The following is a 24883-nucleotide window of genomic DNA, read 5'->3' as shown; positions in this document are numbered from 1 at the left end:
CATGTTCAATGCCGTCATTTCGGCGTCGGTCCGGTTCCGCTGGTTCGTCGTCATCGCCGTCGCCCTCGTCGCCGGACTGGGTCTGTTTGAACTGACCAAGCTTCCGATCGACGCGGTCCCGGACATCACCAACCGCCAAGTGCAAATCACCACGGTCGCTCCCGCCCTCGCGCCGGAACAGATCGAGCGCCAGGTGACCTATCCGCTTGAAACCGCGCTGTCGGGCGTTCCTGGCCTGACGAGCACCCGATCGCTATCGCGCAACGGGTTCAGCCAGATCACCGCCATCTTCACCGATGAGACAGACATCTATTTCGCGCGCCAGCAGGTCGCGGAACGGCTGGCGGCCGCTCGTGAGGGTCTGCCCGAGGGTGTCGAGCCCGCGCTTTCTCCCATCACCACCGGCTTGGGCGAAGTGCTGATGTGGACGGTCGATTATGTGCCGTTCAACAGCCAGAACCTGTCCCGACCCGGCCAGCCGGGTTGGCAAGCGGGGGGCGATTATCTGACTCCCGAAGGCGAACGGCTCGCGACGCCAGAGCAGCGCGCCACCTATCTCCGCACGGTTCAGGACTGGATCGTCGCGCCTCTGATGCGCGGCACCGAGGGACTTGCCGGCGTCGATACGATCGGCGGCTACGTCAAGGAGTATGCGGTTCGACCGGATGTAGCGCGGCTCTCCAGCTATGGTCTTGGGCTGAATGACCTGACCGAAGCGCTCGAACGGGCGAACACCCAGGCCGGCGCCGGCTTCATTCGACGGGGTGGAGAGGCCCTGGTCGTTCGCACGGATGCCTTGGCGGGCAACGTCGAGGATTTGAGGCAGGCGCCGATTGTGAACCGGGGCGGTCTCGTCATCCGCGTCGCTGACGTCGCCACGGTCGAGGTCGGGCAGGGGCTTCGGCTCGGAGCCGCCAGCCGGGATGGCCACGAGGTGGTCATGGGAACGGCTCTGATGATCGCCGGCGGCAATAGCCGCACGGTGGCTCAAGCCGCGGCGGAACGTCTAACCGAGGTCGGCGACAGCCTGCCGCCGGGGATCGTCGCAACGCCGGTGTTGAACCGGAGCGAGCTGGTCAATTCCACCATCGCCACAGTGGCGCGCAATCTGACCGAGGGCGCCCTGCTCGTGGTGGTGATCCTGTTCCTGCTGCTGGGCAACATCCGCGCGGCGAGCATCACCGCGCTGATGATCCCGCTCAGCTTTCTGTTCGCCGTCATCGGCATGAACCACTTCGGGATCAGCGGCAACCTGATGAGCCTGGGCGCCCTGGACTTCGGGCTGATGGTTGACGGCGGAGTGGTGGTGATCGAGAACACCCTTCTGCTGCTGGCTCAACGGCGCGCCCAACTCGGTCGGGTGCTTACCCGCCACGAGCGGTTAGGGGTGGCGATCCAATCCGCGCGCCAGATGGTTAAGCCAGCCGCTTTCGGCCAGTTGATCATCCTCCTCGTCTTCGCACCGTTGCTGCTGCTGGAAGGCGTGGAAGGCAAGACCTTCCAGCCGATGGGCGCCACCGTGATGCTGGCGCTCGTAGGGGCTTTCATCTTCTCCTTCACCTTCGTGCCCGCGATGACCGCGCTGCTCGTGCGAGATCCCAAATCCTCGCACGTCGGACCCGACGGGGAGGTCGTCGAACATGAAACGCGGATCCTCCGCTTCGCCCGCCGGTGGATCGAGCCGGCCATCCGGCAGGCGGTGGCCCGGCCCCAGGTCGTTCTGATCTCGGCGGTGGCGGCCGTAGCGGTCGGCGCGGCGTCCTTCATGGCCTTGGGCAGGGAGTTCATCCCCACGCTCGACGAGGGCGACGTGTCGATGTTCGTGGCCAAACCTCCGGCGACGTCACTCGAACAGTCGCTTCGAATGCAGCAGAATCTCGAACGCGCTCTTCTGGCGACGCCCGAGGTTCAATCGGTTTTCTCCAAGACGGGCACCGCCGAGGTCGCGATCGACCCAATGGGGCCGAATATCTCCGATGCGGTCATCATCTTGAAGGATCGAAACGACTGGCCCGAGCCCGGTCTACACAAGGAGGAACTGGTCGAGCGCCTCGAGGCCACCGCCATGGAGCAGCTCGGAAACGCGTTCGAATTTAGTCAGCCAATCGAAATGCGTTTCAACGAACTGAGCTCAGGCGTGAGAAGCGACCTCGCAGTCACTGTTTTCGGCGACAACTTCGTCACGATGCAGGGCGTCGCGGACCAGGTCGCCGCGGCTCTGCGAGCAACGCCGGGCTCGGCTGACGTGCGGGTGGAGCAGGCGTCGGGTTTGCCGACGCTGACGGTCAGCGTCGACCGGTTCGCCGCCGCCAATTACGGGTTGTCAGCGGCCGATGTCAGCGAGGCCGTATCCGTGGGCGTCGGGGGGGCAGAAGCGGGTCGCATCTTCGAAGGCGATCGTCGCTTCGATGTGGTGGTCCGTCTGCCGGATGACGCTCGCAATGATCCCGCAGCCCTCGCCGCCTTGCCGATCGTCTCGTCGTCAGGCGTCGTCGTACCGCTCGCTTCGGTGGCCCGGATTCAGACCGCCGAAGGCCCCAACCAGATCAGCCGCGAGAACGGCAGCCGGCGGATGGTCGTCCAGGCCAATGTGCGGGGACGGGATCTGGGCGGTTTCGTCTCCGAGGCCCAGTCGCGGGTTGGAGAGATCGACCTGCCGGCGGCCGTGCATCTCGACTGGGGCGGCCAGTTTGAAAATCTCAAGCGCGCTGAGCAGCGCTTCGGCGTCGTCATTCCGATCGTCTTCATCCTGATCGGAGTCTTGCTGTTCCTGGCGCTGGGCTCCTTCGCCGAGGCTGGGTTGGTCTTCGCATGCGTGCCGCTTGCGCTCGTTGGCGGAGCCCTCGCTCTCTTTTTGCGCGGGATGCCGTTCTCCGTCTCGGCCGCCGTCGGTTTCATCGCGGTCTCGGGCGTGGCGACCCTCAACGGCCTGGTGCTGATGCAGGCTATTCGCGAGCGACTGACATCCGGCCTGCCGGCGATGGAGGCGGCGGTCGAAGGCGCCTCCAGTCGTCTGCGAGCGGTCCTGACGACCGCGCTCGTGGCGATCGTCGGTTTCATTCCGATGGCGCTGGCGCACGGGGCGGGCGCAGAGGTGCAAAAGCCCTTGGCCACCGTGGTCATCGGCGGCCTTTTGACCGCAACGGCGTTGACCCTTCTGGTCTTGCCGACCTTCGCCGCCAGGGCGGTCAGACACCGAGCCTCGGAAGGAATGGACGATTGACAGCCTTGAACGCGAAAGACCGCGAGCAGCGACGCACTCTGCTCGTCGTTTTGATCCTGAATGCGCTGCTTTTCGCAGCGCTCGGTATCGGCGGAGTGATCGCCGATTCCAGCGCCCTGCTGGCTAACGCGGTCGACAACGCCTCGGACTCGGTCGTCTATCTGATCAGTTTCCTGGCCGTGGGGCGCGCAATTGCGTGGAAGCGGCGGGCCGCCCGGGTCTCGGGCGTCCTTCTGCTGGTTTTCGCCGCCGGGGTGCTGATCGATGCGGGGCGGCGTTGGTGGTTCGGGGCGGAGCCAATCGGCTGGACCATGATCGGCCTTGCGGTCATCGCCGCGGTCGTGAACCTGATCTGCCTGCAGATGCTGCGGCGGCTGGACGGCGACGATGTCAATCTGCGCGCCGCCGAGACGTTCAGCTTCAACGACTTCGCCTCCAACGGCGGGATCATCGTTGCCGGCGGTCTGGTGCTTTGGCTCGGACAGTCGTGGCCGGATCTGGTGGTCGGAGTTCTGGTCGCTGGCGTCGCGGCCAAGGGCGGCCTGGAGATCTTGGAGGACGCGCGGGGCTCGGAAGCGGACGAGGCCTAGCCCGCTCGCCGACGGAGGGTCAGGCGCCGTTGTGCCGTCCAAACACCCGGGTGGAACCGTCGTTGAGGATCAGCATCGTGGTGTAGGGCTCGCGTCCTGCGGCCTCCATGCCCGGCGAGCCGGCGGGCATGCCGGGGGCGCTCAGGGCGCGAGCAGCCGGGCGTTCACGCAGCAAGCGATCGACGTCGCCGGCCGGCACATGACCCTCGACCGCATAGGCGCCGACGACGGCCGTGTGGCAGGAGGCCAATCGATCCGGGATCCCGTGTCGGGCCCGGATCGGCGCGAGGTCCTCATGCTCGATGACCTCGACCGTCCAACCGGCTTGACGCATGTGGCTGATCCAGCCGCCGCAGCAGCCGCACCAGGGCGTCTTGTAGGCGGTCAACCGATTCTCGGGTGCGGCCCAAGCGGTTCCAGCGGCAGTGAGAGCCGGCGCAGCGGCCAGCAGGACTCTGCGTGACAGGAAGATGGATGACATCGGACTTCCTTGAGAGGCTGACAAGGATGACTCTAGGCGGGGCGCGTCGTCGCCGCGACGTCCGTGATGTCGCGGCGACGACCGACCTTGACCGACCCGGACCGGTCTATTCCGGACGGATGGCGGTGATCTCGCTGGTCCCGCCCTTGATCACCAGGTCGAAGCGGACCCGGTCGCCGGTCTTGACCGTCGCCAGTAGCGCCGGATCCGCCTTGAAGCCCATCGTCATGGCCGGCCAGCCCACCTCCGGAATTGGGCCATGGTCGAGCGTGACGGTCCCGGCTGCAGGATCGACGGCGGTTACGACACCGGTTCCGTGGCCGGTCGTCTGCGCGGCGGGGGTCGGCGCCATGGGCGCCATTGCTGCGTCCTCGGCGGGCGCGGCGGTGTCTGGCGCCGGTTCGGTCGGCTGGCCGCAGGCAGCGAGCAAGGCGGTCGAGGCGAAGGCGGTGAGGGTCAGAAAGCGCTTCAAGGGGTGTCTCCTTGGATTGAAGCAGTGGAGGGGGACGATCGGCGTCTCAGGAGCAGGTAGGCCGCGGGGATCACCAGCATCGAGAGCAGGGGGGCGGTCAGCATGCCGCCGATCATGGGCGCCGCGATGCGGCTCATGACCTCCGAGCCGGCGCCGTGGCCGACCAGGATGGGGAAGAGGCCGGCGAGGATCACCGCGACCGTCATGGCCTTGGGGCGCACCCGCAGCAGCGCGCCTTCGCGCACGGCCTCGGCGACCTGGTCCGGCGAGGGCGAAGGCCCCCGGTCGGCCAGAGCATGTTTGAGGTAGATCAGCATGACCACGCCGAACTCCGCCGAAACCCCGGCGAGGGCGATGAACCCCACACCGGTGGCGACAGACTGGTGATAGCCCAGCAAATAGAGGATCCAGATTCCGCCGGTCAGGGCGAACGGCAGGGTTCCCATGATGAGGGCGGCCTCGTCGAGTCGGCCGAAGGTCACGTAGAGCAGGACGAAGATGATCAGCAGGGTCGCGGGCACGACGATCATCAGCCGCGCCGCGGCCCGCTGCAGGTACTCGAACTGCCCGGCATAGGCGACGCTGACCCCGGGAGAGAACCGCACGTCCCGGGCCACGGCCGTCCTGAGGTCGGAAACGACCGACGCCAGGTCGCGCCCGCGGACGTCGACGTAGACCCATGTCGATGGCCGGCCGTTCTCGGTCTTCAGCATCGGCGGACCGTCAGCGATCCGGACCTCGGCGACCGTGCCGAGCGTGATCTGCTGTCCTGACGGCGTCAGCACAGACAAGGCGCGCAGCCCTTCGAGGCTGTCGCGCAGTTCGCGCGGATACCGGACGTTGATGGGGTAGCGGGCGAGTCCCTCGATGGTCTGTCCGATGGTCTCGCCGCCGATGGCGCCGGCGACGATGGACTGCACGTCGGCGATGTTGAGGCCGTAGCGCGCGGCGGCGGCGCGGTCGATGTCGACATCGATATAGCGGCCGCCGGTCAGCCGCTCGGCCAAGGCGGAGCTCACGCCCGGCACGCCCTTGGCCGCCCGTTCCACCTCGGCGGCGATCCGGTCGATCTCGGCCAGATCGGCCCCAGAAACCTTCACTCCGATGGGGCTCTTGATGCCGGTCGCCAGCATATCAATGCGGTTGCGGATCGGAGGCACCCAGACATTGGCCAGCCCCGGAACCTGGACGGCGCGGTCAAGCTCCTCGACCAGCTTCTCTGGCGTCATGCCCGGCCGCCACTGATCGCGCGGCTTGAACTGGATGGTGGTCTCGAACATCTCCAGCGGCGCGGGGTCGGTGGCCGTCTCGGCCCGCCCGGCCTTGCCGAACACCGTCTTCACCTCCGGCACGGTCGAGATCATCCGGTCGGTCTGTTGCAGCAGGTCCGAAGCCTTGGCCGCCGACAGGCCGGGCAGGGCCGAGGGCATGTAGAGCAGGTCGCCCTCGTCCATACTGGGCAGGAACTCGCCGCCCAGCTGGCTGAGCGGCCAGGCGGTGGTGGCGAAGGCCAGGGCCGCGAGCAGCAGCGTCAGCCGGGGTCGGCCCATCACCCAGTCCAGCGCGGGTTGGTAGGCTCGGGTCAACGCCCGGTTCAGCGGATTTTCCCGCTCGGCCGGGATGCGGCCGCGGATCAGATAGCCCATCAGCACCGGGACCAGCGTGACGGACAGGATGGCCGCCGCCGCCATTGCGTAGGACTTGGTGAAGGCCAGCGGCGCGAACAGCCGGCCTTCCTGGGCTTGCAGGCTGAACACCGGCACGAACGACAGGGTGATGATGACAAGGCTCAGGAACAGCGCCGGCCCGACCTCGGCGGCTGCGTCGGTGACGACCCGCCAGCGGGCCTCGCCTTGCAGACGCTCGTCTGGATGGTCGTGCTCCCAGCGCTCGATATGCTTATGAGCGTTCTCGATCATCACGACCGCGGCATCGACCATGGCCCCGACGGCGATGGCGATGCCGCCTAGCGACATGATGTTGGCGTCCACGCCCTGGACGCGCATGACGAGAAAGGCGGCCAGCACCCCCAGCGGCAGGGTCAGGATGGCGACCAGGGCCGAGCGCGCATGCCAGAGAAACAGGCCGCAGACCAGGGCCACGACCAGGAACTCTTCCAGGAGCTTGGTGCTGAGATTGGCGATGGCCCGGTCGATCAACTGAGAGCGGTCGTAGGTGGTCACCACCTCGACCCCGGCCGGCAGGCTCGCCTTCAGGCCTTCCAGCTTGTCCCGGACGGCGGCGATGGCGGCGCGGGCGTTTTCGCCGGAGCGCAGGATCACGATCCCACCCGCCACCTCACCCTGGCCGTTCAGTTCGGCGATGCCGCGGCGCATCTCCGGTCCGACCTGGATCGTCGCCACGTCGCCCAGCCGGACCGGCACGCCGCCTGCCGCCGTCCGGATCGGAACGGCCCGGAAATCGTCCAGGTCGGTCAGGTAGCCATTGGCCCGGACCATGTATTCGGCCTCGGCCAGTTCCAGCACCGAGCCGCCGGTCTCCTGATTGGCGCGCTGGATGGCCTCGACGACGGCTTGGTGGGTGGCGCCGTAGCCGGCGAGCCGGGCCGGATCGAGGACCACCTGGTATTGCTTGACCATGCCGCCGACGCTGGCGACTTCAGCTACGCCCGGCACGGTCTTGAGCTCATAGCGCAAGAACCAGTCCTGCAGGGACCGCAGCTGCGACAGGTCGTGGCGGCCGGTCCGATCGACCAGGGCGTATTCGTAGATCCAGCCCACGCCGGTGGCGTCCGGCCCAAGCGCCGGTCGGGCGCTCTCGGGCAACCTGGACTGAGCCTGGTTGAGGTATTCCAGCACCCGTGAGCGGGCCCAGTAGAGGTCGGTCCCGTCGTCGAACAGCACATAGACGAAACTGTCGCCGAAGAAGGAATAGCCGCGCACCGTGCGCGCGCCCGGGACGGACATCATTGTCGTGGCCAACGGATAGGTGACCTGGTTCTCGACGATCTGGGGCGCCTGGCCCGGATAGCTCGTGCGGATGACGACCTGAACGTCGCTGAGGTCCGGCAGGGCGTCGACCGGGGTGCTGCGCGCGGCCCACAGACCGGCGGCGAGTAGGGCCAGCGCCGCAAGCAGGACGAAGACGCGGGCCTTGACCGAGGCGCGGATGACGGCGGCGATCACGGTCTGGCCTCGACGGGGGTGAGACGCAGGATCGTCGCCTTGCCGGCCTTCAGCTCGAAGTCGAGGCGGACCCGGTCGCCGACGGCCAGGCCGCGCGTACGGGCGGCGTCGGGAAGGTCGAAGGCCATGGTCATGGCCGGCCAGTTCAAGCTGGCGATCGGCGGATGCGAAATGGTGATTGACCCGGGCGTCAAGGCTTCGACCCGTCCCGTCGTCTGGTGGACTGTCGGAGCGGCCGCCGCCGTCGCGGCGCCGGGCGATCCGATCGGCCGCGCCTCGACCCCTGAGAGGCTGGCTTCGGAATCGATCAGGAACTGGCCGGAGGCCACCACCCGCTCCCCTTCGGCGAGGCCGGCGAGGACTTCGCTCTGGCCGGCGGCCTCGCGGCCGATACGGACCTCGGCCGGGCGGAACCGCCCGCCCGGCTCGGCCAGCATGACCAGCGTACGGGTTCCGGTGCGGATCACCGCTTCGGAAGGGACGACCAGGGCGTCAGTTCCGCCACCGCCGAGGGCGATCTGGCCGAACATCCCCGGCCGCAGCCGGCCGCCACGGTTGGCGAGTTCGACGCGCCCGGTGACCGTGCGACTCTCGCCGGCCACCTCGGGCAGCAGAGCCGTGAGACGACCGGTGAACCGCTCGCCCGGGAAGGCGGCGAGCGTGACGTCCACCATCTGACCGGTGCGCAGGCGGCCGGCTAGGGCTTCAGGAACGGCGGCGTTGAGCCAGACCGTCGACAGGCCGTTGATCTCAGCCAGGGTCGCGCCCGCCGGGACGCTCATGCCAGACCGGACGCCCAAGGTGCGGATCACGCCGCCGATGGGACTGGTGACGGTGATGACGGTGCGCGGCCGGCCGCTCCGCTCGACCGAAGTGATCAGGCTCTCGGGCATGCCCAGCAGCACCAGGCGCTGGCGCGCCGCCTCGATCAGGCGATCGTCGCCGCTGCGCCGCACCGCCAGATACTCGGTCTGGGCCCCGCCCCAGTCCGGGACGAGCAGATCGGCCAGCGGCGCCCCGGCGACGATGATGTCGCCGGGCGCGCGATTGTAGGTCCGCTGCACGAATCCGGCGGCTCGGACCTGGACGACGGCGATGTCGCGCTGGTTGAAATCGACCACGGCGGTGGCGGTCAGATCGTCCGCCAGCCGACCTTGTCGCGCCGTGGCGAAGCGGACGCCCAAGGCCTGAATTCGGGACGGGTCGATGCGGACGCCCGGCGCCGCGCCGGCCTCGTCGGCGTAGCGAGGAACCAGCTGCATATCCATGAAGGGCGATTTGCCAGGTGCGTCGAAATGCTGGTCCGGGACCATGGGATCGTACCAGTAGAGCACGGCGCGGCCGTCGCCCGAGGCGGCGGTCGGCGCCTTGGCGGCCGGCAGCCATCGGCCGGCCAGCAGGCCGCCGCCCAGGCCGACGGCGAGCAACAGGACGGCCGCCGCCGCCAGCCGGGCGCGGGGGGACATGAGGCGGGTCATTGATCGGCGCTCCCATAGATGAGCGTGAGCCGCACGGCGTCGCGGGCCACGGCGGCCTCGCGGTCCAACGCCTCCAGGCGGGCGTCGGCGACGGCGGTGAAGGCTTCCAGCACCTCGCCGATCCCGGCGCGGCCCGCGCCGTAGCTGGCGGTCTCCAGGTCCGCGCGCCGCAGGGCGTCAGGCAGGACCACGTCCCGCGCCCTCAGCCATTGGTCGTGATGCATGACATGGTCTGCGAGGTCGCTCTCGAGCTGAGCCCGCAGCGTCCGCAGCGCGGCCTCGCGCTCGACACGGACCCGGGCGGCGTCGGCGGACCGGGCCGCGATCACCGGAGCCTGTCGCTGGTCGGCGAACAGAGGCAACCTGACACGCGCGCCGACCGAGACCATGTCGCCGAACATCGGGTCGCGTCGGCCGTACTCGACCTCGAACGCCCAGTCGGGCCTTTGCCCGGCCTGGGCCATGGCGACATCGGCGTCGGCGCGCGTGCCCGCCGCGGCGTAGGCCTGCAGCATCGGCAGGCGGTCCAGGGCGGCCCGCAGGGTCGCAGGATCGACCTCGACGTGAGGCGGCGTCCCGGCGGTCGTGGGCGCGGGATCGTCAGTCCAGCGGGTCACCTCAGCGCGCGCCCGGGCCTCGTCGGCCCGCAGGCCCGCGAGTCGATCTTCCAGGGCGGCCCTGAGGCGGACGGGCGCCAGCCCCGTCGCCGGCCGGTCGGCGCCCGAGGCGACGCCGGCGGGGGCGGCCTCCCACAGCGGCTCCAGGGTCGCCAGGACCTCTTCGACCGCGCGGCGCTTGCGGTCGGCGTAGTGCAGGTCGATCCAGGCCAGCCCCGCCGCGAGGCGGACGTCGCGCCGGGCGATGCCCGCCCGGGCCTCGGCCACGCCGATGTCGGCGTCGGCGACCGCGCGTTCGGCGCGCCGCCGCTCGCCGCTCGGCACGCTCTGCATCAGGCCGATGCGGGCCATGGTCATCTCGTCGTCGCCGAAGCGGCCGGCCATCGGACCCGACACCGGAAAATTGTCGACGCCGAAGGTCAACTCCGGGTCCGGCAGTCGTCCGGCCGCGTCGGCGCCGGAGCGGGCGGCTGCGACCTCCAGGTCGCTGGCTCTCAGATCCGGCGCCGACTCGGCCCGGGTCAGGGCCTGGTCGAACGTAAGGGGGTCGGCGAGGGCGGGCCCGGACGCGTGGAGCAGGGCGATCAGGCTCGCCGCGAGGCCGGCGCGGCGCGGCGCGACGCCTGGCGCGGTCGGCCAAATGGGGTTCGACATGGGTCAAGGTCCGAAAGTTGACGAGGCTCGAGCGAGCGCGACGGACGGCGGCGCGACGCCAGACGGCGTCGGCAGTCGTTCAGGGCGTGGCTTCAGGCCTGGGGCTTTGGAGGACCTTGCAGCGGCGGCGGACCGACTCCGTCGCGGTCGGTGTCGGCCGGACGCAGGACGGCCAGACGATGTGGGGGAAACGGGGCGGCCAGCGCCGCCGGGCCGGGGAAGGGAACGGCCAGGCCGGCGCAGCCGACCTTGGCGAGGCAGGCGGAGCTCATGTCCCGGCACGGCGCCTTGGACTTGGAGGACGGGTCAGAAACCGGCGCGGCCGTTTCGGGGCAGTCCGGACAGCAGTCCGACATGTCCATCGTGGTCGCCGTCGCCGGCGTCATCGGGGGCGAAGGGGTCGCATGCGCCGTCGTCTGACCGACGAAGCCGGTCAGGGCCAAGGCGACGAGAAGGGAGCGGATCAGGGCCCACATGCGAACCCGACTAGGCTCCTCACGCCATGCCGAGTCAAGATCGACGGGTCTGGAGCAAGGCCCTCGCCGGCTCCGATGAGCCGAGTTCGGCGATGACCGGGCAGTGGATTCGCCGGCCCGCCTCGCAGGCGTCGACCGCTTGCTGGAGCACACCCCGCAATCTTTGAAGGTCGGCGATCCTGGCGTCGATGCCGGCGACATGCTCGCTCGCAAGGTCCCTGATCTGGGCGCAGGCTTGCAGGCCCGGTTCGCTAAGCGCGATCAGCTTGCGAATGGCGTCGACGCCGAATCCCAGCTCCCGCGAGCGGCGAATGAACCGCAGCCTCTCGAGATGTTCGGGGTCATAGCTGCGGTGGCCGCCGCGGGTGCGGCCCGGCTTCGGCATCAGGCCGATGCCTTCGTAGTAGCGCACCGTTTCGAGGTTCACGCCAGCGCCCGCCGCCAACTTTCCGATCGTCAAGACACTCGCCGACATTTCCGCTTGATCCCGTAGCCGCTACGGGTTGCATCCTAGCGATCGATCGAGCGAGGGAAAGCCATGGACGCGCCAGAAAACAAAAACGGAAACGTTCCGGAGATGGCGGTCAGCGTGTCAGCCGCCGCCGGCGCCGCCGCGTCCCTGTTCGCTTGGGCCGCCTGTTGCGTCCTGCCGCTCGCGCTCTCGCTCGCAGGGGTCACGTTCGCGGGAGCGGCGGTGATCGCCGGGATGCGCGGCTGGCTGACGCTCGTCGCGATCGCGGCCTTGCTCGCAGGATGGGCGCTTCACTGGCGGCGGCGCCAGCGATGTCGCCGCGATGCGTCGTGCCGGCGGCCGTCGCGTGTGGCGTTCTGGCTGCTCGTGGCGGCCACGGTGCTGGTCACGCTGTCTCTGGCCTGGCAACCCATCATCGAGCCGTGGGCGCTGCCCCGCCTGGCGGTGGCCCGATGACGGCCGCGGTGGAGTTGCAGTCCACGCTGGTGTGCCCGCACTGCGGCCACTCTGCGACCGAGACCATGCCCACGAACGCCTGCCTGTATTTCTATGACTGCCTGGGCTGCGGTCGAACGCTCAAGCCCAAGGCCGGTGACTGTTGCGTCTTCTGCTCCTACGCCGACGTGCCCTGTCCGCCGATCCAGGTGGATGGAAAGGGTTGCTGCGCTTAGTCTGGCGCGATGAGCGATCACGCAACCCCCAACCTCCCGTCCCGCGACTTCGAAGCGACCTCGCGCTTCTACATCGCCCTTGGCTTCGTCCAGGGTTGGCGCGACGACGGCTGGATGATCCTGACGCGTGGCGAACTGACGCTGGAGTTCTTCCCCCATCCCGACCTCGACCCGTCGACCAACGACTTCAGCTGCTGCCTGCGACTGGACGATCTCGACACTTTCTATGAGATCTGCAAGTCGACGGGACTCGCCGAAACCTGCTGGGGCCAGCCGCGCCTGCATGCGCCGAGGGTCGAGGACTGGGGCGGCTGGGTGGGCGCCCTGATCGATCCCGACGGAACGCTGCTTCGACTGATACAAAACTGAGGCCGCCGGAGATCCCGGCGCGACAATCGGCCGGGCGCAAAGTGTCCGCGCCACGCCCTTGCGACGCTTCAGGTCTGGAGGCGCGCGACCGCGCCGGCGACGCCGCCGCCAAGAGCTAAGGGCGACGCCCTCGCGCAGGCCAGGGTAAAGCGGCTTCGCCGCCGGCCCGGCCGGTCTCCCCGACCTTCCGCGCAGGCGAAGGGCGTCATGCCAATCATCACGGTCAGGCTTGTGCAGGTCGGGCGATCCCCCTCCGGCCGGTCCGCCCTGGCCCTTGCTACCCCGGTCTCGCCGACGGGCAGGGTTTCAGGCGCGCGGTTCGCGTGCCTGCAACCCTTGCCCAAAGGAGGCAGAGACATGACTGCTCAATCCACCCAAACCGCCCCGACCGAAGCGACCGCGCCGCAGCATGGCGCGGAGGTGATCGTGCCGCTGAACCGGCTCAAGGCCTCGCCGAAGAATGCGAGGAAGACCCCGCACAGCCCGGCGACCATCGAGGCCTTCGCGGCCTCCATCAAGGCCAAGGGAGTGTTGCAGCCGCCTGTGGTCGAGGTCGAGCGGGACGGGGAGGGCGTTCCGACCGGGAACTACCTCGTGACCATCGGCGAGGGCCGCCGTCAGGGGCTGCGGCTGTTGGCCAAGCGCAAGGCGATCAAGCGGACCCATCCGGTGCGCTGCATCGTGGACGCCGAGAACGACGCCCACGAGATCAGTCTCGACGAGAACATGACGCGCGAGGCCATGCATCCCGCCGACCAGTTCGAGGCCTTCCAGCGGCTCGCCGAAGAGAGGGGTTACGGCGCCGAGGAGATCGGCGCCCGGTTCGGGGTGTCGGCCCATGTCGTGCGTCAGCGGCTGCGGCTGGGCGCGGCGGCGCCTGAATTGATGGCGGCCTATCGGGCCGGGGCGCTGGCCTTGGACCAGCTGATGGCCTTCTGCGTCAGCGAGGATCAGAACCGGCAGCGGCAGGTGTTCGAGCAGTTGGGCGAGTATCGTCCCGTCCACGCCATTCGCCGGGCCATGACCGAGGCCAAGGTGGCGGTGGGCGACCGGCGCGTCCGCTTCGTCGGCGTCGAGGCCTATGAGGCGGCGGGCGGGGGAATCCTCCGGGATTTGTTCACTGAGGATGGTGGGGGCTGGCTGGAGGACGTGGTCCTGCTCGACCGGCTCGTCGGCGAGAAGCTGACCGGTTTGGCTGACGAAGCGCGCGGGCGGGAGGGCTGGAAGTGGGCCGAAGCGGCTCTGGAGTATCCCGACCTGTCCGCGTTCGGTCGCGTCTATCCGGTCGCGGTCGAACGGTCGGAGGCTGACGCCGCCGAGATCGCGGCCCTGTCCGAGGAGTACGACGGCATCGTTTCGGAGGCCGGTGACGACGGCCTGTCCCCCGAGGCCGACGCGCGGCTGGAGGAGATCGACAAGGCCTTGCAGGCCTTCGGTCCCGACTTCGCCTACGCCCCCGAGGCCAGGGCGCGCGCCGGGGTCATGGTGATGCTCGGCCACGACGGCCTCGCCCGCTTCGAACGCGGTCTGGTCCGGGCCGAGGACGTGCCCGCCGATCCGCCGTCGCCGTGGTCGGAGGAAGAGGCGGCGGACGACGGTGCGGACGGTGGGGCGCAGGCAGGCGCGGACGCGCCCGACGAGGGCGGAGCGGCGTTGTCGGACCGGCTGCTGATCGACCTGACGGCCCACAGGACCATGGGGCTGCGTCATATCGAAACGAAATCAGATTTCGTTTCGGCGAACAAGTCAGAACGCCTGAGACTGTGGACCGGCGGCCGCAGTATTGTGGACCGCCCGGCTGGGGCGCCCTTCAGGGCGGCGGGCGAGCGGCCGGCTTCGGTCGCCGAGGGGAGGGCGGGCAGCACCGGAGGCCTACGGGGCGAAGGGGGTGACGGTCTAGGGCAGGATAGGCTTTGCGCCGGCAATGTCTGACAGACCCACTCTCCCATGGACCGCCTCACCCTTCGCGTTTCGCCCGATCTGATCCGCCGGTTCGACGCCGCCGCGGCCGGTCGAGGCGGACGCTCGCGACTTCTCCGGCGGCTCATGGACGGCGCCGCCCAGGCGGCTCTCCCGGCGCCGGAGGAAGCACCGGTGGCGGTGCGGTCGGGCAAGCTGACCCTGCGTCTTGGCGAAGCGGACCTGCGTCTCCTGGAGCGCGAGGCGGCGGCGATGGGGCTGTCTCGAACCCAGTGGAGCGTTGCGCTCATCCGTCGCCGCCTGCATGATCGGCCGCAGTTCAGCCGGCTCGACGCTCTGGCCCTGATCGAGGTGCGCCGCGAGCTCAGGCGGATCGGCGTGAACATCAACCAGATCGCCCGCGCGCTGAACACCGCCGTAATGGACGGCGCGGTGCTGGATCTGGAACTGGCGCAACTCGGCGCCTTTCAGGCCGAAATCTCGGCTTGGGTCGAAGCGCTCGGCGAGGCCTTCGAGGGCAATCTCGCCTACTGGGCGCCGGCGTCGTGACCGACTTTCGGGCATCGCGCGGGTTCGAGGAGGTGCTGCGTCCGCCCGTCGAGATCCGGCGCGCCCGGATCACGCCTGCGGTGCTGCGCCCGTCTCGCGGGGATGGCGGCAATCCGTCCGTCCGGTTCGCTCGGGTGGCGCTCCGCGTACCCGAGGTGATGGTGAAGATCACTGGACGAACCCGGGACGGCGCCCATCTGAAGGCGCACCTGGACTACATCAGCCGCAACGGCGCCCTGGCGCTTGAAGGGCCCGACGGAGAGCGGCTGGACGGCAGTGGGCAAGTGCGGGAGCTGGCGCGCGACTGGGCCGAGGAGTTCGCGCTTGAGCCGGGGCGCAGGCGTGACGCCTCGATCACCCTCTCGATCGTGCTGAGCATGCCGGCCGGGACTGACGCCGTCCGCCTGGAGGACGCGGCGAGGGCCTTTGCAGCCGGGACGTTCGGCGAGCGCTTTCCCTATGTCTTCACCTTGCATGATGAAGGCCGCCATCCGCACGTCCATCTGGCGGTGCGAAGATTGGGGCGGGACGGCGAGCGGTTGAATCCCCGCAAGGCGGACCTGCAGGTTTGGCGGGAAGACTTCGCGCGCGCCCTTCGCGACCGGTCGATCGAGGCCGAGGCCACGCCGCGCCGGACGCGCGGCGTGACCCGCAAGGCCGAGCGCATCTCGGTGCGCAAGATGCGCGAGCGGTTCGTGGCGGGGCAGGGGCCGCTGCCCGAAGTGCTCGCCGCCGCCTATCGGGCCGCACTCACGGCGGGCGGCGGCGAAGCGCCCTGGCTGGACGCTATCCGGACGCGTGAGTGGGCCATCCGGCGAGTCTTGGTGGCTGAGGCGATGCGTCTGTCGCGATCGGAGCGGGCAGAGGATCGCGCTCTCGCCGCTCTGGTGGAGCGGTTCGTTCGGGACCGGCCAGCGCCGATGACGCGCGATCAGGCGCTACGGAAGAGAGGCGAGGCGCAACGCGATCCCGGCCGAACTCGTGAACGATAGGCGCCGGCCTTGACGCCCCGTTGGTCGCGTTTGCGAAGTGTCAGAAGTTATCCTATATTTCTGACACTGAGGTCATCATGCAAGTTCTCGCCGATCAGATCATGGAGCGGGCTTCGATGCTGCCGGAAGGCGCGCCGATCGCCGCCAAGGCATTGCTGCATCTGGGCAGCCGCGCGGCGGTGGACCAGGCTTTGTCTCGGCTGGTTCGTCGGGGGCGACTTTTGCGCGCCGGGCGCGGCGTGTACATGCGTCCGCTCGAAAGCCGGTTCGGCGCCCGCACGCCCTCGATCGAAAAGGTTGTGCGCGCCGTGAGCGAACAGCGCGGCGAGGTCGTCGCCTCCAATGGCGCGGCGGCGGCCAACGCCCTGGGCCTGACCACCCAGGTGCCGATCCGCATGGTCTATCTGACCAACGGGAAGAGCCGCACCTTCAGCGTCGGCAAGCAGACGGTGGAGTTCCAGCACGCGCCCGCATGGCAGCTGCTGCTGGCCGATCGTCCCGCCGGCGAGGCGGTTCGCGCCCTGGCGTGGCTGGGGCCGGAGAAGGCCGGAAAGGCGCTCGAAACCCTGAAGCGCAAGCTTGGGCCTTCGGCGTTCGGGGAGTTGGTGTCCGTCGGGCCGCGTCTGCCGACCTGGCTGGCGCGGTCGGTGAGCCAGGCGGCGCATGTCTGACGTCTTCCTGCAGCTGTCCGCCGAGGAGCGGATCGAGGCGCTCGCGACCGCGGCGGCCGAGTCCGGCCGTCCCGCGCATCTGCTGGAGAAGGACGTCTGGGTGGTGTGGGCGCTTCGGGCCCTGTTCGAGGCGCCCCTGGGCGAGGCGCTGGTGTTCAAGGGCGGCACGTCCCTGTCCAAGGCCTATGACGTCATCCAGCGCTTCTCCGAAGACATCGACCTGACCTATGACATCCGTCGCCTCCTTCCGGACCTGGCCGACGCGCCCGAAGACCCCGTGCCGGCGACCCGCGCCGAGGAGCGGCGTTGGTCGCGCGACGTTCAGCGGCTGTTGCCGCTCTGGGTCGAGGGCGAGGTTCGGCCGATGCTCGAGGCGCGGCTGGCCGCCGACGGCGTCGCCGCCGAGGTGCGGATCGAGGGGGCTAAGGCCTTCGTGGACTACGCCCCGACCAGCACCGGGACGGGCTATGTTTCTCCCAGCGTGATGCTCGAGTTCGGGGCCCGCGCGACCGGTGAACCGAGCGCGCCCCGTCCGGTGGTCTGCGATGCGGCCGCTCATCTGCCGGGGGTGGCGTTCCCGACCGCCACGCCGCGGGTGATGGCCGCCGAACGAACCTTCTGGGAGAAGGCCACGGCGGCCCATGTCTATTGCGTCCAGGGCCGTCTGCGCGGGGATCGCTTCTCGCGTCACTGGCACGATCTGGCCCGTCTGGACGCCGCCGGTTTCGCGGGGACGGCGATCACCGATCGCGCGGTCGCCGAGGCGGTCGCGCGGCACAAGGCGATGTTCTTCCGCGAGACCGCCGACGGCGCGGAGATCGACTACGGTCGGGCTGTCGCCGGCGGTCTTCAGTTGAAGCCGGAAGGCGCGTCCCTGGAGGCCTTGGGCGAGGACTATCGCCGGATGGTCGAGGATGGTCTGCTGGAGGCGGACGCCGAACCGTTCGAGGCCTTGATGGAGACCTGTGCGGATCTCGCCCGGCGCGCCAACGCCGCGGCGGCGTGACGATGACCTACGCCGCCATCGAGCAGGAGGCGATCCTGCTCAAGGCCGTCTGGGACATGATCGATGACATGGTCAATTTCGAGATCTTCCAGTATCCGGTGACGTCCCGGCCGACCAATCTGGTGTTCGAGTCCGGCTCGCACAAACGGGTCTTCGCGATCCTTCTGGCGGACTTTCTGGCCCAGCCGAAACCCTCGGCCCTGCCATTCGCCTTCGCGCCGTCGGGCCAAGCTCCGCGCGAAACCGACCGGACCTATCTCTTCTATCTCGAGGCCATCGGCCGCCAGCCGCAACTCGGTCCCGACGCCTCGGGGCTGGCGGCGGCGGCCTCGGCCTTCGCCGACTGGCTGAACGCCGAATGCTACTGTCCGGCCGTCTGGCTTTCCGAACTGGATCTGTCCCTGGACCTGCGTGTCTCACGGATCTGGCTGCTCAAGGTGGTCGGGGACGCCAACAAGCACAACTTTTCACGGCTGGGCGCGCGGGTGAAACAGATCCGCAAAATGCTCGCCCGGCACGGCCATGATGTCGATGAGGGCACGGTTTATCGCACCCTTCCGGACTTCCAGCACTGGTTCTACAGGGACGTCTTCTCCTATCACGCCAGCACCATCGCGGAGTTCCTGGACCAGATCCGGCGGGCCCTGTTCGACTATCTGTCGCCGGAATATGCGCGGGCCTGGCGGCGCGGCGATCGGTTCGACGGCGACTACAGCTTCGACGTCCCGACGGAGATCCGCGATCCTCTGGCGCTCGGCATGTACTGGGACCTGATGAACCTGAAGCGGGGCGGCCTTGCGTTTCCGGCCTTCACGGTCTCGCCCTACCTGAAAAACCAGTTCTAGACAGGGCGCCGCTAACGCTGCCGGTCGCGTTCGCGCGCCGGTTCCCGTTCCGTCGGGCGGGGTCGGTCCGCGCGCGCCCAGGCGGCCTCAATCAGGCGTGTCTGGATCGCGGCGTCGGGGACCAGGCGCGCCACCACGATGGCGGCCTTCGCCAAACGCTCGGCGAGCGCGTCGTGCGCCTTCGCGGTTTCGGCGTCCCGCCGAGGCGACGGACGGTCGAGGCCGGCGGCCTGTCGATCTCGCTCTCGCGGTCGGTGGCCCTGCACATCCAGCCCAAGGGCCTGGGCCTGGATCCAGACCTCGCGTCGGAAGGCCGGATCGCCGGATACCTGGATCCGGTCCCAGCCGCGGTGGCGCGCGATCTTGAGCATGTCGACGACAGCGTCCGGATAGGCTTGGCTGGAGACGAGCGAGCCGCCGCGGTCGCGGAACATCGGTTCGGCCGCGCGATGATCGCGGAAGAAGCGCTCGGGCCGGCCCCGCAGGTCGCGCTCGACCAGATAGCGATCGAGCACCGCTTCGGGCACATCGCCTTTCGCGGTCGAACGGCGCGACCCGGTCGGGCCGGGCGCAGGGCCGAGGCGGTTGGATGGGCCGGCGTCGGGGGGCTTCATGGCTCGCGCTCCAGCACGGCCGCATCGACGACGCGGTCCAGCCAGGCGCCGACGGCGCTCTCATCCGCCCCGGCGGGAGGCGGCGGCAGGCCTTCGACGGCGAAGGCCCGGGCAATGACGTCGAAATCCATCGGATCCTCCTCCGGAACCGGGGGCGATGTCGGCGCGGCGACCGGCGCCAGGTCGGGGGCGGGCCGCAGCCGGCGCTGGAAGACGCGCTCCCGGAAATAGGCGATCTTCCGGCCCCGAACCGGCGGCAGGCCGGCCTTCAGCACGATCAGAGCTGATTGCGGGAGCTGCATCAGCTCCTGGGGCAGCATCAGCGCCCGGCGCTGGTCGGAAACCGTCGTGCTGCGGCGGCCCTGGCTCAGTCCCGTCGGTCGGCTGCGGCTGCGGCCGTCCGTCGTATAGGCGCCCAGCCGATCGCTGAGCTCCTGGGCGATCTTGAGCTCCTTGGGCGCGAAGACGATCTCCACCCCGCAGTTGGTCATCACCTCCTCGGCCACGTCCGGGCCGTAGATGGCCCTCAGCTGGGACGGGCTCTGAAGCACCGCAAGCAGCCGCAGACCGTAGCCGGCGACCCAGGCGAAGGCGTGGGCCAGGACCGGCGCGGGCCCAAGACGGGCGAATTCGTCGAGCACGATCAGGGCGGGCCGGTCGGCGGGGCCGGGCAGGGCGCGGCTGTTCAGGTCGACCAACTGCTGGAAGAGCAGCGCATAGAGCGGCTGGATCCTCAGCATGTTATCCGGCGTGGCGCCCAGATAGAGGGAGAGCCGGCCGCCGCGCAGGTCGCGCAGGTCGAAATCCGAGGCGGCGGTGGCGGCGTCGACCCGGGGATTGAGCCATAGCCCCATCCGGGTGGTGATCGACTGGCGCACCGAAGCGTAGGTGTTCTCGCTGGAGCTGGTGAAGTCGGTGACCGCCGCCACGACCGGGTCCGGCAGCGGGCGACCCTCCCGGTTCCGGGCCGCGACGATCCGGGGCAGTTGGGCGCGGGCGTCCCCTGCGGTCAGCTGGCGAAAGATCTCGCCCAAGGTGAAGGGCCGGTCGGGCGTGGCCGCGACATAGCCGCCGACGCCGATGAACCCGGTTCGAGAAGCCTCCGCCCAGAAGGGATCGGCCCGCTCGTGGACCGGGAACAGCATCGCCGCCATGCGCTGCAGTTCGTCCAGCACCGCGATCGGGTCCGTGCGATCGACATGACCGAGCGGATTGAACCGCGCCGTGCGGCCGTCCCGCGCCAGCGGATCGAACAGATGGACCGTCTGGCCGGCCTCGGCGCGATAGCCGGCCGTGGCGAGGAAGTTCTCGCGTTTGATGTCCAGCACCACCACGGAGTCGGGCCAGGCCAGGAGGTTGGGGATGACCACGCCGACGCCCTTGCCGGTGCGGGTGGGGGCGTAGAGCATGACGTGGTCCGGTCCATCGGCGATGAGGAAGCCGCCGTCGGCCCGGCCGAGAACGACGCCGCGGTCGGCCCGCAGACCCGCGCGTCGCTGTTCGGATCCCGAGGCCCAGCGGGCGGCGCCGTGCAGGGGCCGGCGCCGGGCGAGCAGCGCGGCCGTGACGAGGACGCCGCCGAGCAGAGCCGAGACCGAAATGCCGACAGTCAGCCAGCGCCGCACCTCCGGATCCTGGCGATAGTACCAGAACCATCCGGGCACGCGGGCGGGATCGATGGCGTCGGAGAATTGGCCCAGGCCCATCAGAGCGATGAGGGCGGCGAGAACGGCCAGCAAGACCACGGCGGCCAGACCGCCGACGGCGAAGGCCGCCGCCCTAGCTCCCGGGCTGGCGCTTGCGAACCGGGTCATGCCAGACCTCCGTCACACGGAAACGCCCGTCGACCTTCTTCATCTGGATGACGACGTCGACGAGAAGATGCAGCAGGGCGCGGATGTCCTCGCGGGGCAGGTCGCGCCCGCCCTCGGATTCACGCACCAGCAGGGTGAGTTGCTCAAAGGCGAGGGCGGCGGAATCCGCGTGCACCGTGGTGATCGAGCCCGGGTGTCCCGAGTTGACGTTGCGCAGGTAGAAGAAGGCCGTGCCGTCGCGAAGCTCCTGCAGCAGGATGCGGTCCGGCCGCATGCGCAGGGCGCTTTCCAGAAGCTGCTTCGGGCCGATCCGGGCCAGCCCCTGTCCATCCTTGGAATAGACCAGATGGACGACGTTGCGGTGCGGCACGACGAACTCGCGGGTGTCCTCGATGGTCAGCAGCCGCTCATGGTCCGGGATGAGCTCGATCAGCCCTTTGGCCAAGGTCGTCTTGCCCGACCCGGTCGCGCCGGAGATGAGGATGTTGCGTCGGGCCGTGACCGCCAGGGTCAGAAAGCCCGGCCAGTCGCCGGCCCGGCGCAGACGCATCAGTTCGGCGTCGACGTGGTCCGTGGCGTCCGTCTGAGCGTCCGCGACCGCATCGAACAGGCCGGCGTCCGCGAACGCCTTCAGCCCCAGACGCCGCCGCGACGGCTTTCTCAGGGTCAGGGAAAGGCCCCCGTCCGCCGCCACCGGCGGCAGGACGATCTGGCAGCGCACGTCGCCGGGCAGGGTGGTCGAGCAGATCGGCTGCTCGGGGCCGACGTCCTGACGGGTGTAGGCCGCGGCGGCCACCGCCAGGGTGCGCAGCCAGGCCTCGGTCAGTTCGGGCGCCTCGGTCCACTGCCAGGCCCCGTCCGCCTCGACCCCCACCTCGCCCGGTCGGTTGATGACGACCTCGGTCACGGCGGCCGGTTCGAGGAAGGGGCGCAGCGGCGCAAGGTAATGATCCAGGACCGAGGTGTCGTCCATCAGCGGGACCGCAGCCGATAGACTCCGGCGAAATCCAGGTCCTGCGCGACGAAGATCGACACTTCCGCGCCCTGGCCCTTGCGCAGCGTCGGCGGGATCTCGACCGAGCCCTGTAGGGCGACGCTGGCGGCGTCCGACGGCACGCGCGCCAGGGAGGAGGCGCCTTCGCCTTGGCCTGCGGCGGCGTAAACGCCGTCGTCGACGATGGAGAGCAGCAGCGCCCCGCCGAACCGGTCCCAGAAATGGGTGTCGACCACGCCGTCGAACCCCGACCGGCCGAGAGCGTCGGCGGCGGGCGAGGCGAGGGCGACGGCGACCCCCGTTGGCGTCACCGCCCGGGTCCAGAGCACAAACAGCCGGCGGCGGCCCTGTTGGAGACCGCCGCGGTATTCTCCCAGAACCCGGGTGCCGCGCTCCATCAACACCACGGCGCCGTTGTCGGACCAGACGTCGCGCGGCAGGACGCAGGTGACATAGCCGGGCGTGGTGCTGTCCAGGGCCGTCTGCAGGACACAGGGCACGCTGGTTCCGGCGGTGACCAGCAGATTGCGGTCGGGCAGGCGGCCAGCGCGGGTCTGGCCCACGGGCGTGAGTTGACGGAGCTGGTCGAGCGACGTCGGTTCGCCTAGAGGCGTCGGGGTCGTCGGGGTCGTCGGGGTCGTCGGGATCGGCGGCGGGCCGGGCTGGCGGCCGGCCCGGCTATAGGCGAGCACGGGCGCCCGCCGGGCGCTTTCGGCCAGGGCGCGCCGCTGTTCCGCGGGACCGGGGCCGGAACGGGGCGGTGCTTCACCCCGGGGCGCGACTTCCAGGGGCGGGATGGCATCTTCGTCGCTCAAGACCGGCGCATCCGGATCGAAGGCGGCCTCGCTGAGCAGGGGCGGCGGCTCGCGACGGGCGGGCTCGAACGGCGTCGTCTGCCGGGCGGGCTCGTCGCGACGCGACGGTTCGCTGCCCTCGGCGTCGCCGCGATCCCAACTGGCGATCAGGAAGACGCCGCAGCCGACGGCCAGAGCGGCCAGGGTTATGACCTTGCCCTGCCGTCCGCCGAACCGCCCGGCGATCGGCGAGATCCCGCGATCGCCGGGCGCGGCGGGCGGAGGCGGCGGCCCGTCAATGGGCGGCATGGGATCGGGCGCGGTCATGACCGGCCTCCGAGGGGGGCGCGGTCAACGGCCGGAGAGGCCGTGCCCGTACCCACCGCGACGCCGCGCGCGTCATAGGCGTCGTTGAACAGGCACAGGACCGACTGCCCCCGCCGCAGCCGCAGGCCGCGCGTCACGCCGTGTATGACGACGAACTCGCCGCGGACGTCATAGGGGATAAGCCGTTCCGAGCCGTCGTCGCCGACCTCGAACACGGCCGGCAGGGGTTGGACGCCGGGGAAGCGCAGCACGGTGAAACGGCCGTTGTCGCTGACCTCGCTCGGCTGCAGAGCGGCGTCGCCCTGGGCCGACCAGGCGAGATTGCGGATCCCTTCAACCACGCCGCGCTCCAGCTCCAGCCCGATGAGGCGCTGCTCCACCGCCTCGGCCTGGACGGCCAGCGCCCGGGCCGCCTCGGCTTGGTCGTCGGCCGGGTAGCGGAACCGGACCTGATAGGCGATCGCGGTCCGATCACCGGGCTCGCGGGCGACGAGCTCGAAGGCGTAGTGGCGGATCGCGCCGGCGCGCTCGGTGACGACAAGGAGGTTGGTCGCCTGATGGCGTTCGCGCGGCTTGAGGAAGAGCACCGACCCCTCGGCGGCGACCTCCCAGGCGACGCTGTCGCCGATGGCGGCGTGACGGATCGTCTCCTCGGGCGAGAAGACGATCTGGGTCGCCGTGCGGAAGGCCCCGGCGATCCGGTAGACGGCGGCCGGATCATAGGCGAGCTCGCGGATGCGCGGGTCCTGAGGCGTCTGCGCCGCGACCGGGCATGCGAGGGCGAGGCCGGCGGCCAGGCAAAGGACGGCGAGGGGACGTTTCATCGGATGACCTCCGGATCGGCGCGGTAGGAGGTCACCTGGAAGCCGAGGGGATTCCTCAGCCGGTCCGGTTCCGACATCGGCGCGCGGGTGTAGGTGAAGGCGATGGTGGCGATCCAGTCGCTCTCCACCGTCTGCTGGGCCTGGCGGACCGTTCGGTGGAAGCGGACGTTGGCGACGCCGTCGTTAATGAAGCCGATGGCGCGGATCGAGATGACGGCCTCGCCGTCGCGGCCGTAGACGTTCTGCGGGCTGTCGGGATTGGAGCCGCGGAACAGATCAGCCCAGCGCCGCTGTTCGGCCGGCGCCGACAGAATGGAGACCAGACGGAACGCGTCCTCGGCGGCCGGATCGAGGTAGCCCTCGCGCTGGCGCACATATTGGCCGAGGAAATATTTGCTGACGGCCTCGTCGTAGCGGACCGGCCCGTCCTCGGCCGAGAGGCCACGCACGACGTCGACCGCGCCAGTCGTCCGGTCCACCCGGATGACGAAGGGTTCGGTGGACTTCAGCGGCGTCAGCATCGCCACCGCGCCGGTCGCGATCACCGCCAGACCCGTGGCCGTGGCCGCTATCGACCAGGCGAGCCGGCGCGACCGGAGCGCCGAGGCCAGGCGGTCCTGGTCCCAGCGCCGCGCTTCGGTGAAGTAGCGCTTCAGCTCGGAGGAGGGGACGCCGCTCATGCGCAGCCTCCCGTTCCGGCGTCGGGGCCGGCATCGACGGCGGCCTCGGCCGATCGTGGTCCGGCCTGGGGCGCGAGCACCGAGCCGTGGGGATTGGCCGGTCGCCGGGCCGAGCCGTCGCAGGTCGGCAGGGCCGGATCGCTCTGGTGGGCGCAGCCGCCCAACAGCATCAGGCCGGCGAACAGGAGGGAGCGATAGATCATG

General features: G+C 69.8%; 25 protein-coding genes. 11 read left to right on the top strand and 14 right to left on the bottom strand.

Translation table 11 applies throughout. The annotated features are described in order from the left end of the window. Position 1: 1 nt before the first annotated feature. A complete protein-coding gene (locus B3Z70_RS05120) occupies positions 2 to 3223 on the top strand; it encodes an efflux RND transporter permease subunit (RefSeq protein ID WP_292023533.1) in 3222 nt (1073 codons plus the stop codon). After that, positions 3220 to 3813, top strand: a complete 594-nt coding sequence (locus B3Z70_RS05115; RefSeq protein ID WP_292023531.1) for a cation transporter — start codon at positions 3220 to 3222, stop codon at positions 3811 to 3813. Before B3Z70_RS05120 ends, B3Z70_RS05115 begins: the two co-directional genes overlap by 4 nt. A 19-nt stretch (positions 3814 to 3832) precedes the next feature. Here B3Z70_RS05115 and B3Z70_RS05110 read toward each other — a convergent pair whose 3' ends face one another. The 7 genes from B3Z70_RS05110 to B3Z70_RS05080 form a co-directional block, all read right to left on the bottom strand. Beyond that, on the bottom strand, positions 3833 to 4294 hold the full coding sequence (locus B3Z70_RS05110) for a DUF411 domain-containing protein (protein ID WP_292023529.1): 462 nt from the start codon (positions 4292 to 4294) through the stop codon (positions 3833 to 3835). Between the two features lie 106 nt (positions 4295 to 4400). Then, complete coding sequence (locus B3Z70_RS05105; protein WP_292023527.1) at positions 4401 to 4766, bottom strand: copper-binding protein; 366 nt, start codon at positions 4764 to 4766, stop codon at positions 4401 to 4403. Then, positions 4763 to 7912 (bottom strand): efflux RND transporter permease subunit, encoded by a 3150-nt coding sequence (locus B3Z70_RS05100; RefSeq protein WP_292023525.1) that lies wholly within the window; start codon positions 7910 to 7912, stop codon positions 4763 to 4765. The genes B3Z70_RS05105 and B3Z70_RS05100 overlap by 4 nt, the downstream gene beginning before the upstream one ends. Next, positions 7909 to 9378: an efflux RND transporter periplasmic adaptor subunit gene (locus tag B3Z70_RS05095; RefSeq protein ID WP_054766879.1), complete on the bottom strand. Its 1470-nt coding sequence runs from the start codon at positions 9376 to 9378 to the stop codon at positions 7909 to 7911. The genes B3Z70_RS05100 and B3Z70_RS05095 overlap by 4 nt, the downstream gene beginning before the upstream one ends. A gap of 8 nt (positions 9379 to 9386) precedes the next feature. Then, positions 9387 to 10661, bottom strand: a complete 1275-nt coding sequence (locus tag B3Z70_RS05090; protein ID WP_082382643.1) for a TolC family protein — start codon at positions 10659 to 10661, stop codon at positions 9387 to 9389. 92 nt (positions 10662 to 10753) lie between these two features. Next, positions 10754 to 11137, bottom strand: a complete 384-nt coding sequence (locus B3Z70_RS05085; protein WP_292044861.1) for a hypothetical protein — start codon at positions 11135 to 11137, stop codon at positions 10754 to 10756. Positions 11138 to 11171: 34 nt separating this feature from the next. Further along, positions 11172 to 11597 carry a MerR family transcriptional regulator gene (locus B3Z70_RS05080; protein ID WP_224761354.1) on the bottom strand — a complete coding sequence of 142 codons (426 nt, stop codon included), beginning with the start codon at positions 11595 to 11597 and terminating at the stop codon, positions 11172 to 11174. Between the two features lie 78 nt (positions 11598 to 11675). Here B3Z70_RS05080 and B3Z70_RS05075 point away from each other — a divergent pair, with 78 nt between their 5' ends. From B3Z70_RS05075 to B3Z70_RS05035, 9 genes are all read left to right on the top strand, one after another. Continuing rightward, complete coding sequence (locus B3Z70_RS05075) at positions 11676 to 12065, top strand: hypothetical protein (RefSeq protein ID WP_054765269.1); 390 nt, start codon at positions 11676 to 11678, stop codon at positions 12063 to 12065. Beyond that, entirely contained in the window at positions 12062 to 12280 is a 219-nt protein-coding gene (locus tag B3Z70_RS05070) for a GDCCVxC domain-containing (seleno)protein (RefSeq protein WP_082382644.1), read from the top strand. Before B3Z70_RS05075 ends, B3Z70_RS05070 begins: the two co-directional genes overlap by 4 nt. A 9-nt stretch (positions 12281 to 12289) precedes the next feature. Further along, entirely contained in the window at positions 12290 to 12649 is a 360-nt protein-coding gene (locus B3Z70_RS05065) for a bleomycin resistance protein (protein ID WP_054765270.1), read from the top strand. Between the two features lie 357 nt (positions 12650 to 13006). Then, positions 13007 to 14581 (top strand): ParB/RepB/Spo0J family partition protein, encoded by a 1575-nt coding sequence (locus B3Z70_RS05060; protein WP_292022093.1) that lies wholly within the window; start codon positions 13007 to 13009, stop codon positions 14579 to 14581. Between the two features lie 15 nt (positions 14582 to 14596). Next, a complete protein-coding gene (locus B3Z70_RS05055) occupies positions 14597 to 15118 on the top strand; it encodes a MobC family plasmid mobilization relaxosome protein (protein WP_292022092.1) in 522 nt (173 codons plus the stop codon). Between the two features lie 32 nt (positions 15119 to 15150). Next, positions 15151 to 16110, top strand: a complete 960-nt coding sequence (locus B3Z70_RS05050) for a relaxase/mobilization nuclease domain-containing protein (protein WP_292044858.1) — start codon at positions 15151 to 15153, stop codon at positions 16108 to 16110. Between the two features lie 77 nt (positions 16111 to 16187). Next, positions 16188 to 16781 (top strand): DUF6088 family protein, encoded by a 594-nt coding sequence (locus tag B3Z70_RS05045; protein ID WP_292022088.1) that lies wholly within the window; start codon positions 16188 to 16190, stop codon positions 16779 to 16781. After that, positions 16774 to 17787, top strand: coding sequence for a nucleotidyl transferase AbiEii/AbiGii toxin family protein (locus B3Z70_RS05040; RefSeq protein WP_292022086.1), 1014 nt, complete (start codon positions 16774 to 16776; stop codon positions 17785 to 17787). Before B3Z70_RS05045 ends, B3Z70_RS05040 begins: the two co-directional genes overlap by 8 nt. Before the next feature lie 2 nt (positions 17788 to 17789). Next, a complete protein-coding gene (locus B3Z70_RS05035) occupies positions 17790 to 18632 on the top strand; it encodes a hypothetical protein (RefSeq protein WP_292022084.1) in 843 nt (280 codons plus the stop codon). 11 nt (positions 18633 to 18643) lie between these two features. On the opposite strand, the gene B3Z70_RS05030 is transcribed toward B3Z70_RS05035, so the two are convergent. Genes B3Z70_RS05030 through B3Z70_RS05000 form a run of 7 tightly spaced genes read right to left on the bottom strand, consistent with a single transcriptional unit; the run spans position 18644 to position 24882 of the window. Further along, positions 18644 to 19246 carry an LPD7 domain-containing protein gene (locus B3Z70_RS05030; protein WP_292022082.1) on the bottom strand — a complete coding sequence of 201 codons (603 nt, stop codon included), beginning with the start codon at positions 19244 to 19246 and terminating at the stop codon, positions 18644 to 18646. Continuing rightward, a complete protein-coding gene (locus B3Z70_RS05025; RefSeq protein WP_292022080.1) occupies positions 19243 to 21060 on the bottom strand; it encodes a type IV secretory system conjugative DNA transfer family protein in 1818 nt (605 codons plus the stop codon). Before B3Z70_RS05025 ends, B3Z70_RS05030 begins: the two co-directional genes overlap by 4 nt. Further along, complete coding sequence (virB11, locus tag B3Z70_RS05020; RefSeq protein ID WP_292022079.1) at positions 21026 to 22033, bottom strand: P-type DNA transfer ATPase VirB11; 1008 nt, start codon at positions 22031 to 22033, stop codon at positions 21026 to 21028. The genes B3Z70_RS05025 and virB11 overlap by 35 nt, the downstream gene beginning before the upstream one ends. Further along, positions 22033 to 23175 carry a type IV secretion system protein VirB10 gene (virB10, locus tag B3Z70_RS05015; protein ID WP_292044855.1) on the bottom strand — a complete coding sequence of 381 codons (1143 nt, stop codon included), beginning with the start codon at positions 23173 to 23175 and terminating at the stop codon, positions 22033 to 22035. Before virB10 ends, virB11 begins: the two co-directional genes overlap by 1 nt. Continuing rightward, positions 23172 to 23999 (bottom strand): TrbG/VirB9 family P-type conjugative transfer protein, encoded by an 828-nt coding sequence (locus B3Z70_RS05010; RefSeq protein WP_292044853.1) that lies wholly within the window; start codon positions 23997 to 23999, stop codon positions 23172 to 23174. Before B3Z70_RS05010 ends, virB10 begins: the two co-directional genes overlap by 4 nt. Then, a complete protein-coding gene (locus B3Z70_RS05005; RefSeq protein ID WP_292044851.1) occupies positions 23996 to 24679 on the bottom strand; it encodes a virB8 family protein in 684 nt (227 codons plus the stop codon). Before B3Z70_RS05005 ends, B3Z70_RS05010 begins: the two co-directional genes overlap by 4 nt. Beyond that, positions 24676 to 24882: a hypothetical protein gene (locus B3Z70_RS05000; protein WP_292044850.1), complete on the bottom strand. Its 207-nt coding sequence runs from the start codon at positions 24880 to 24882 to the stop codon at positions 24676 to 24678. The genes B3Z70_RS05005 and B3Z70_RS05000 overlap by 4 nt, the downstream gene beginning before the upstream one ends. Between the last annotated feature and the right edge of the window lies 1 nt (position 24883).

Source organism: Brevundimonas sp. UBA6550 (assembly GCF_002434505.1).
Taxonomy (GTDB): domain Bacteria; phylum Pseudomonadota; class Alphaproteobacteria; order Caulobacterales; family Caulobacteraceae; genus Brevundimonas.
Note: the sequence above shows the minus strand (reverse complement) of the source record. Positions and strands in the feature narration are given on the sequence as shown.

Bases quoted from the DNA above. Each gene is read 5' to 3' on its own strand.
- B3Z70_RS05025 (WP_292022080.1), bottom strand. From the start codon at position 21,060: ATGACCCGGTTCGCAAGCGCCAGCCCGGGAGCTAGGGCGGCGGCCTTC.
- B3Z70_RS05000 (WP_292044850.1), bottom strand. From the start codon at position 24,882: ATGATCTATCGCTCCCTCCTGTTCGCCGGCCTGATGCTGTTGGGCGGC.
- B3Z70_RS05010 (WP_292044853.1), bottom strand. From the start codon at position 23,999: ATGAAACGTCCCCTCGCCGTCCTTTGCCTGGCCGCCGGCCTCGCCCTC.
- B3Z70_RS05040 (WP_292022086.1), top strand. From the start codon at position 16,774: ATGTCTGACGTCTTCCTGCAGCTGTCCGCCGAGGAGCGGATCGAGGCG.
- B3Z70_RS05030 (WP_292022082.1), bottom strand. From the start codon at position 19,246: ATGAAGCCCCCCGACGCCGGCCCATCCAACCGCCTCGGCCCTGCGCCC.
- B3Z70_RS05075 (WP_054765269.1), top strand. From the start codon at position 11,676: ATGGACGCGCCAGAAAACAAAAACGGAAACGTTCCGGAGATGGCGGTC.
- B3Z70_RS05095 (WP_054766879.1), bottom strand. From the start codon at position 9,378: ATGTCCCCCCGCGCCCGGCTGGCGGCGGCGGCCGTCCTGTTGCTCGCC.
- virB11 (WP_292022079.1), bottom strand. From the start codon at position 22,033: ATGGACGACACCTCGGTCCTGGATCATTACCTTGCGCCGCTGCGCCCC.
- B3Z70_RS05060 (WP_292022093.1), top strand. From the start codon at position 13,007: ATGACTGCTCAATCCACCCAAACCGCCCCGACCGAAGCGACCGCGCCG.
- B3Z70_RS05005 (WP_292044851.1), bottom strand. From the start codon at position 24,679: ATGAGCGGCGTCCCCTCCTCCGAGCTGAAGCGCTACTTCACCGAAGCG.
- B3Z70_RS05045 (WP_292022088.1), top strand. From the start codon at position 16,188: ATGCAAGTTCTCGCCGATCAGATCATGGAGCGGGCTTCGATGCTGCCG.
- B3Z70_RS05110 (WP_292023529.1), bottom strand. From the start codon at position 4,294: ATGTCATCCATCTTCCTGTCACGCAGAGTCCTGCTGGCCGCTGCGCCG.
- B3Z70_RS05085 (WP_292044861.1), bottom strand. From the start codon at position 11,137: ATGTGGGCCCTGATCCGCTCCCTTCTCGTCGCCTTGGCCCTGACCGGC.
- B3Z70_RS05090 (WP_082382643.1), bottom strand. From the start codon at position 10,661: ATGTCGAACCCCATTTGGCCGACCGCGCCAGGCGTCGCGCCGCGCCGC.
- B3Z70_RS05070 (WP_082382644.1), top strand. From the start codon at position 12,062: ATGACGGCCGCGGTGGAGTTGCAGTCCACGCTGGTGTGCCCGCACTGC.
- B3Z70_RS05120 (WP_292023533.1), top strand. From the start codon at position 2: ATGTTCAATGCCGTCATTTCGGCGTCGGTCCGGTTCCGCTGGTTCGTC.
- B3Z70_RS05035 (WP_292022084.1), top strand. From the start codon at position 17,790: ATGACCTACGCCGCCATCGAGCAGGAGGCGATCCTGCTCAAGGCCGTC.
- B3Z70_RS05065 (WP_054765270.1), top strand. From the start codon at position 12,290: ATGAGCGATCACGCAACCCCCAACCTCCCGTCCCGCGACTTCGAAGCG.
- B3Z70_RS05055 (WP_292022092.1), top strand. From the start codon at position 14,597: ATGGACCGCCTCACCCTTCGCGTTTCGCCCGATCTGATCCGCCGGTTC.
- virB10 (WP_292044855.1), bottom strand. From the start codon at position 23,175: ATGACCGCGCCCGATCCCATGCCGCCCATTGACGGGCCGCCGCCTCCG.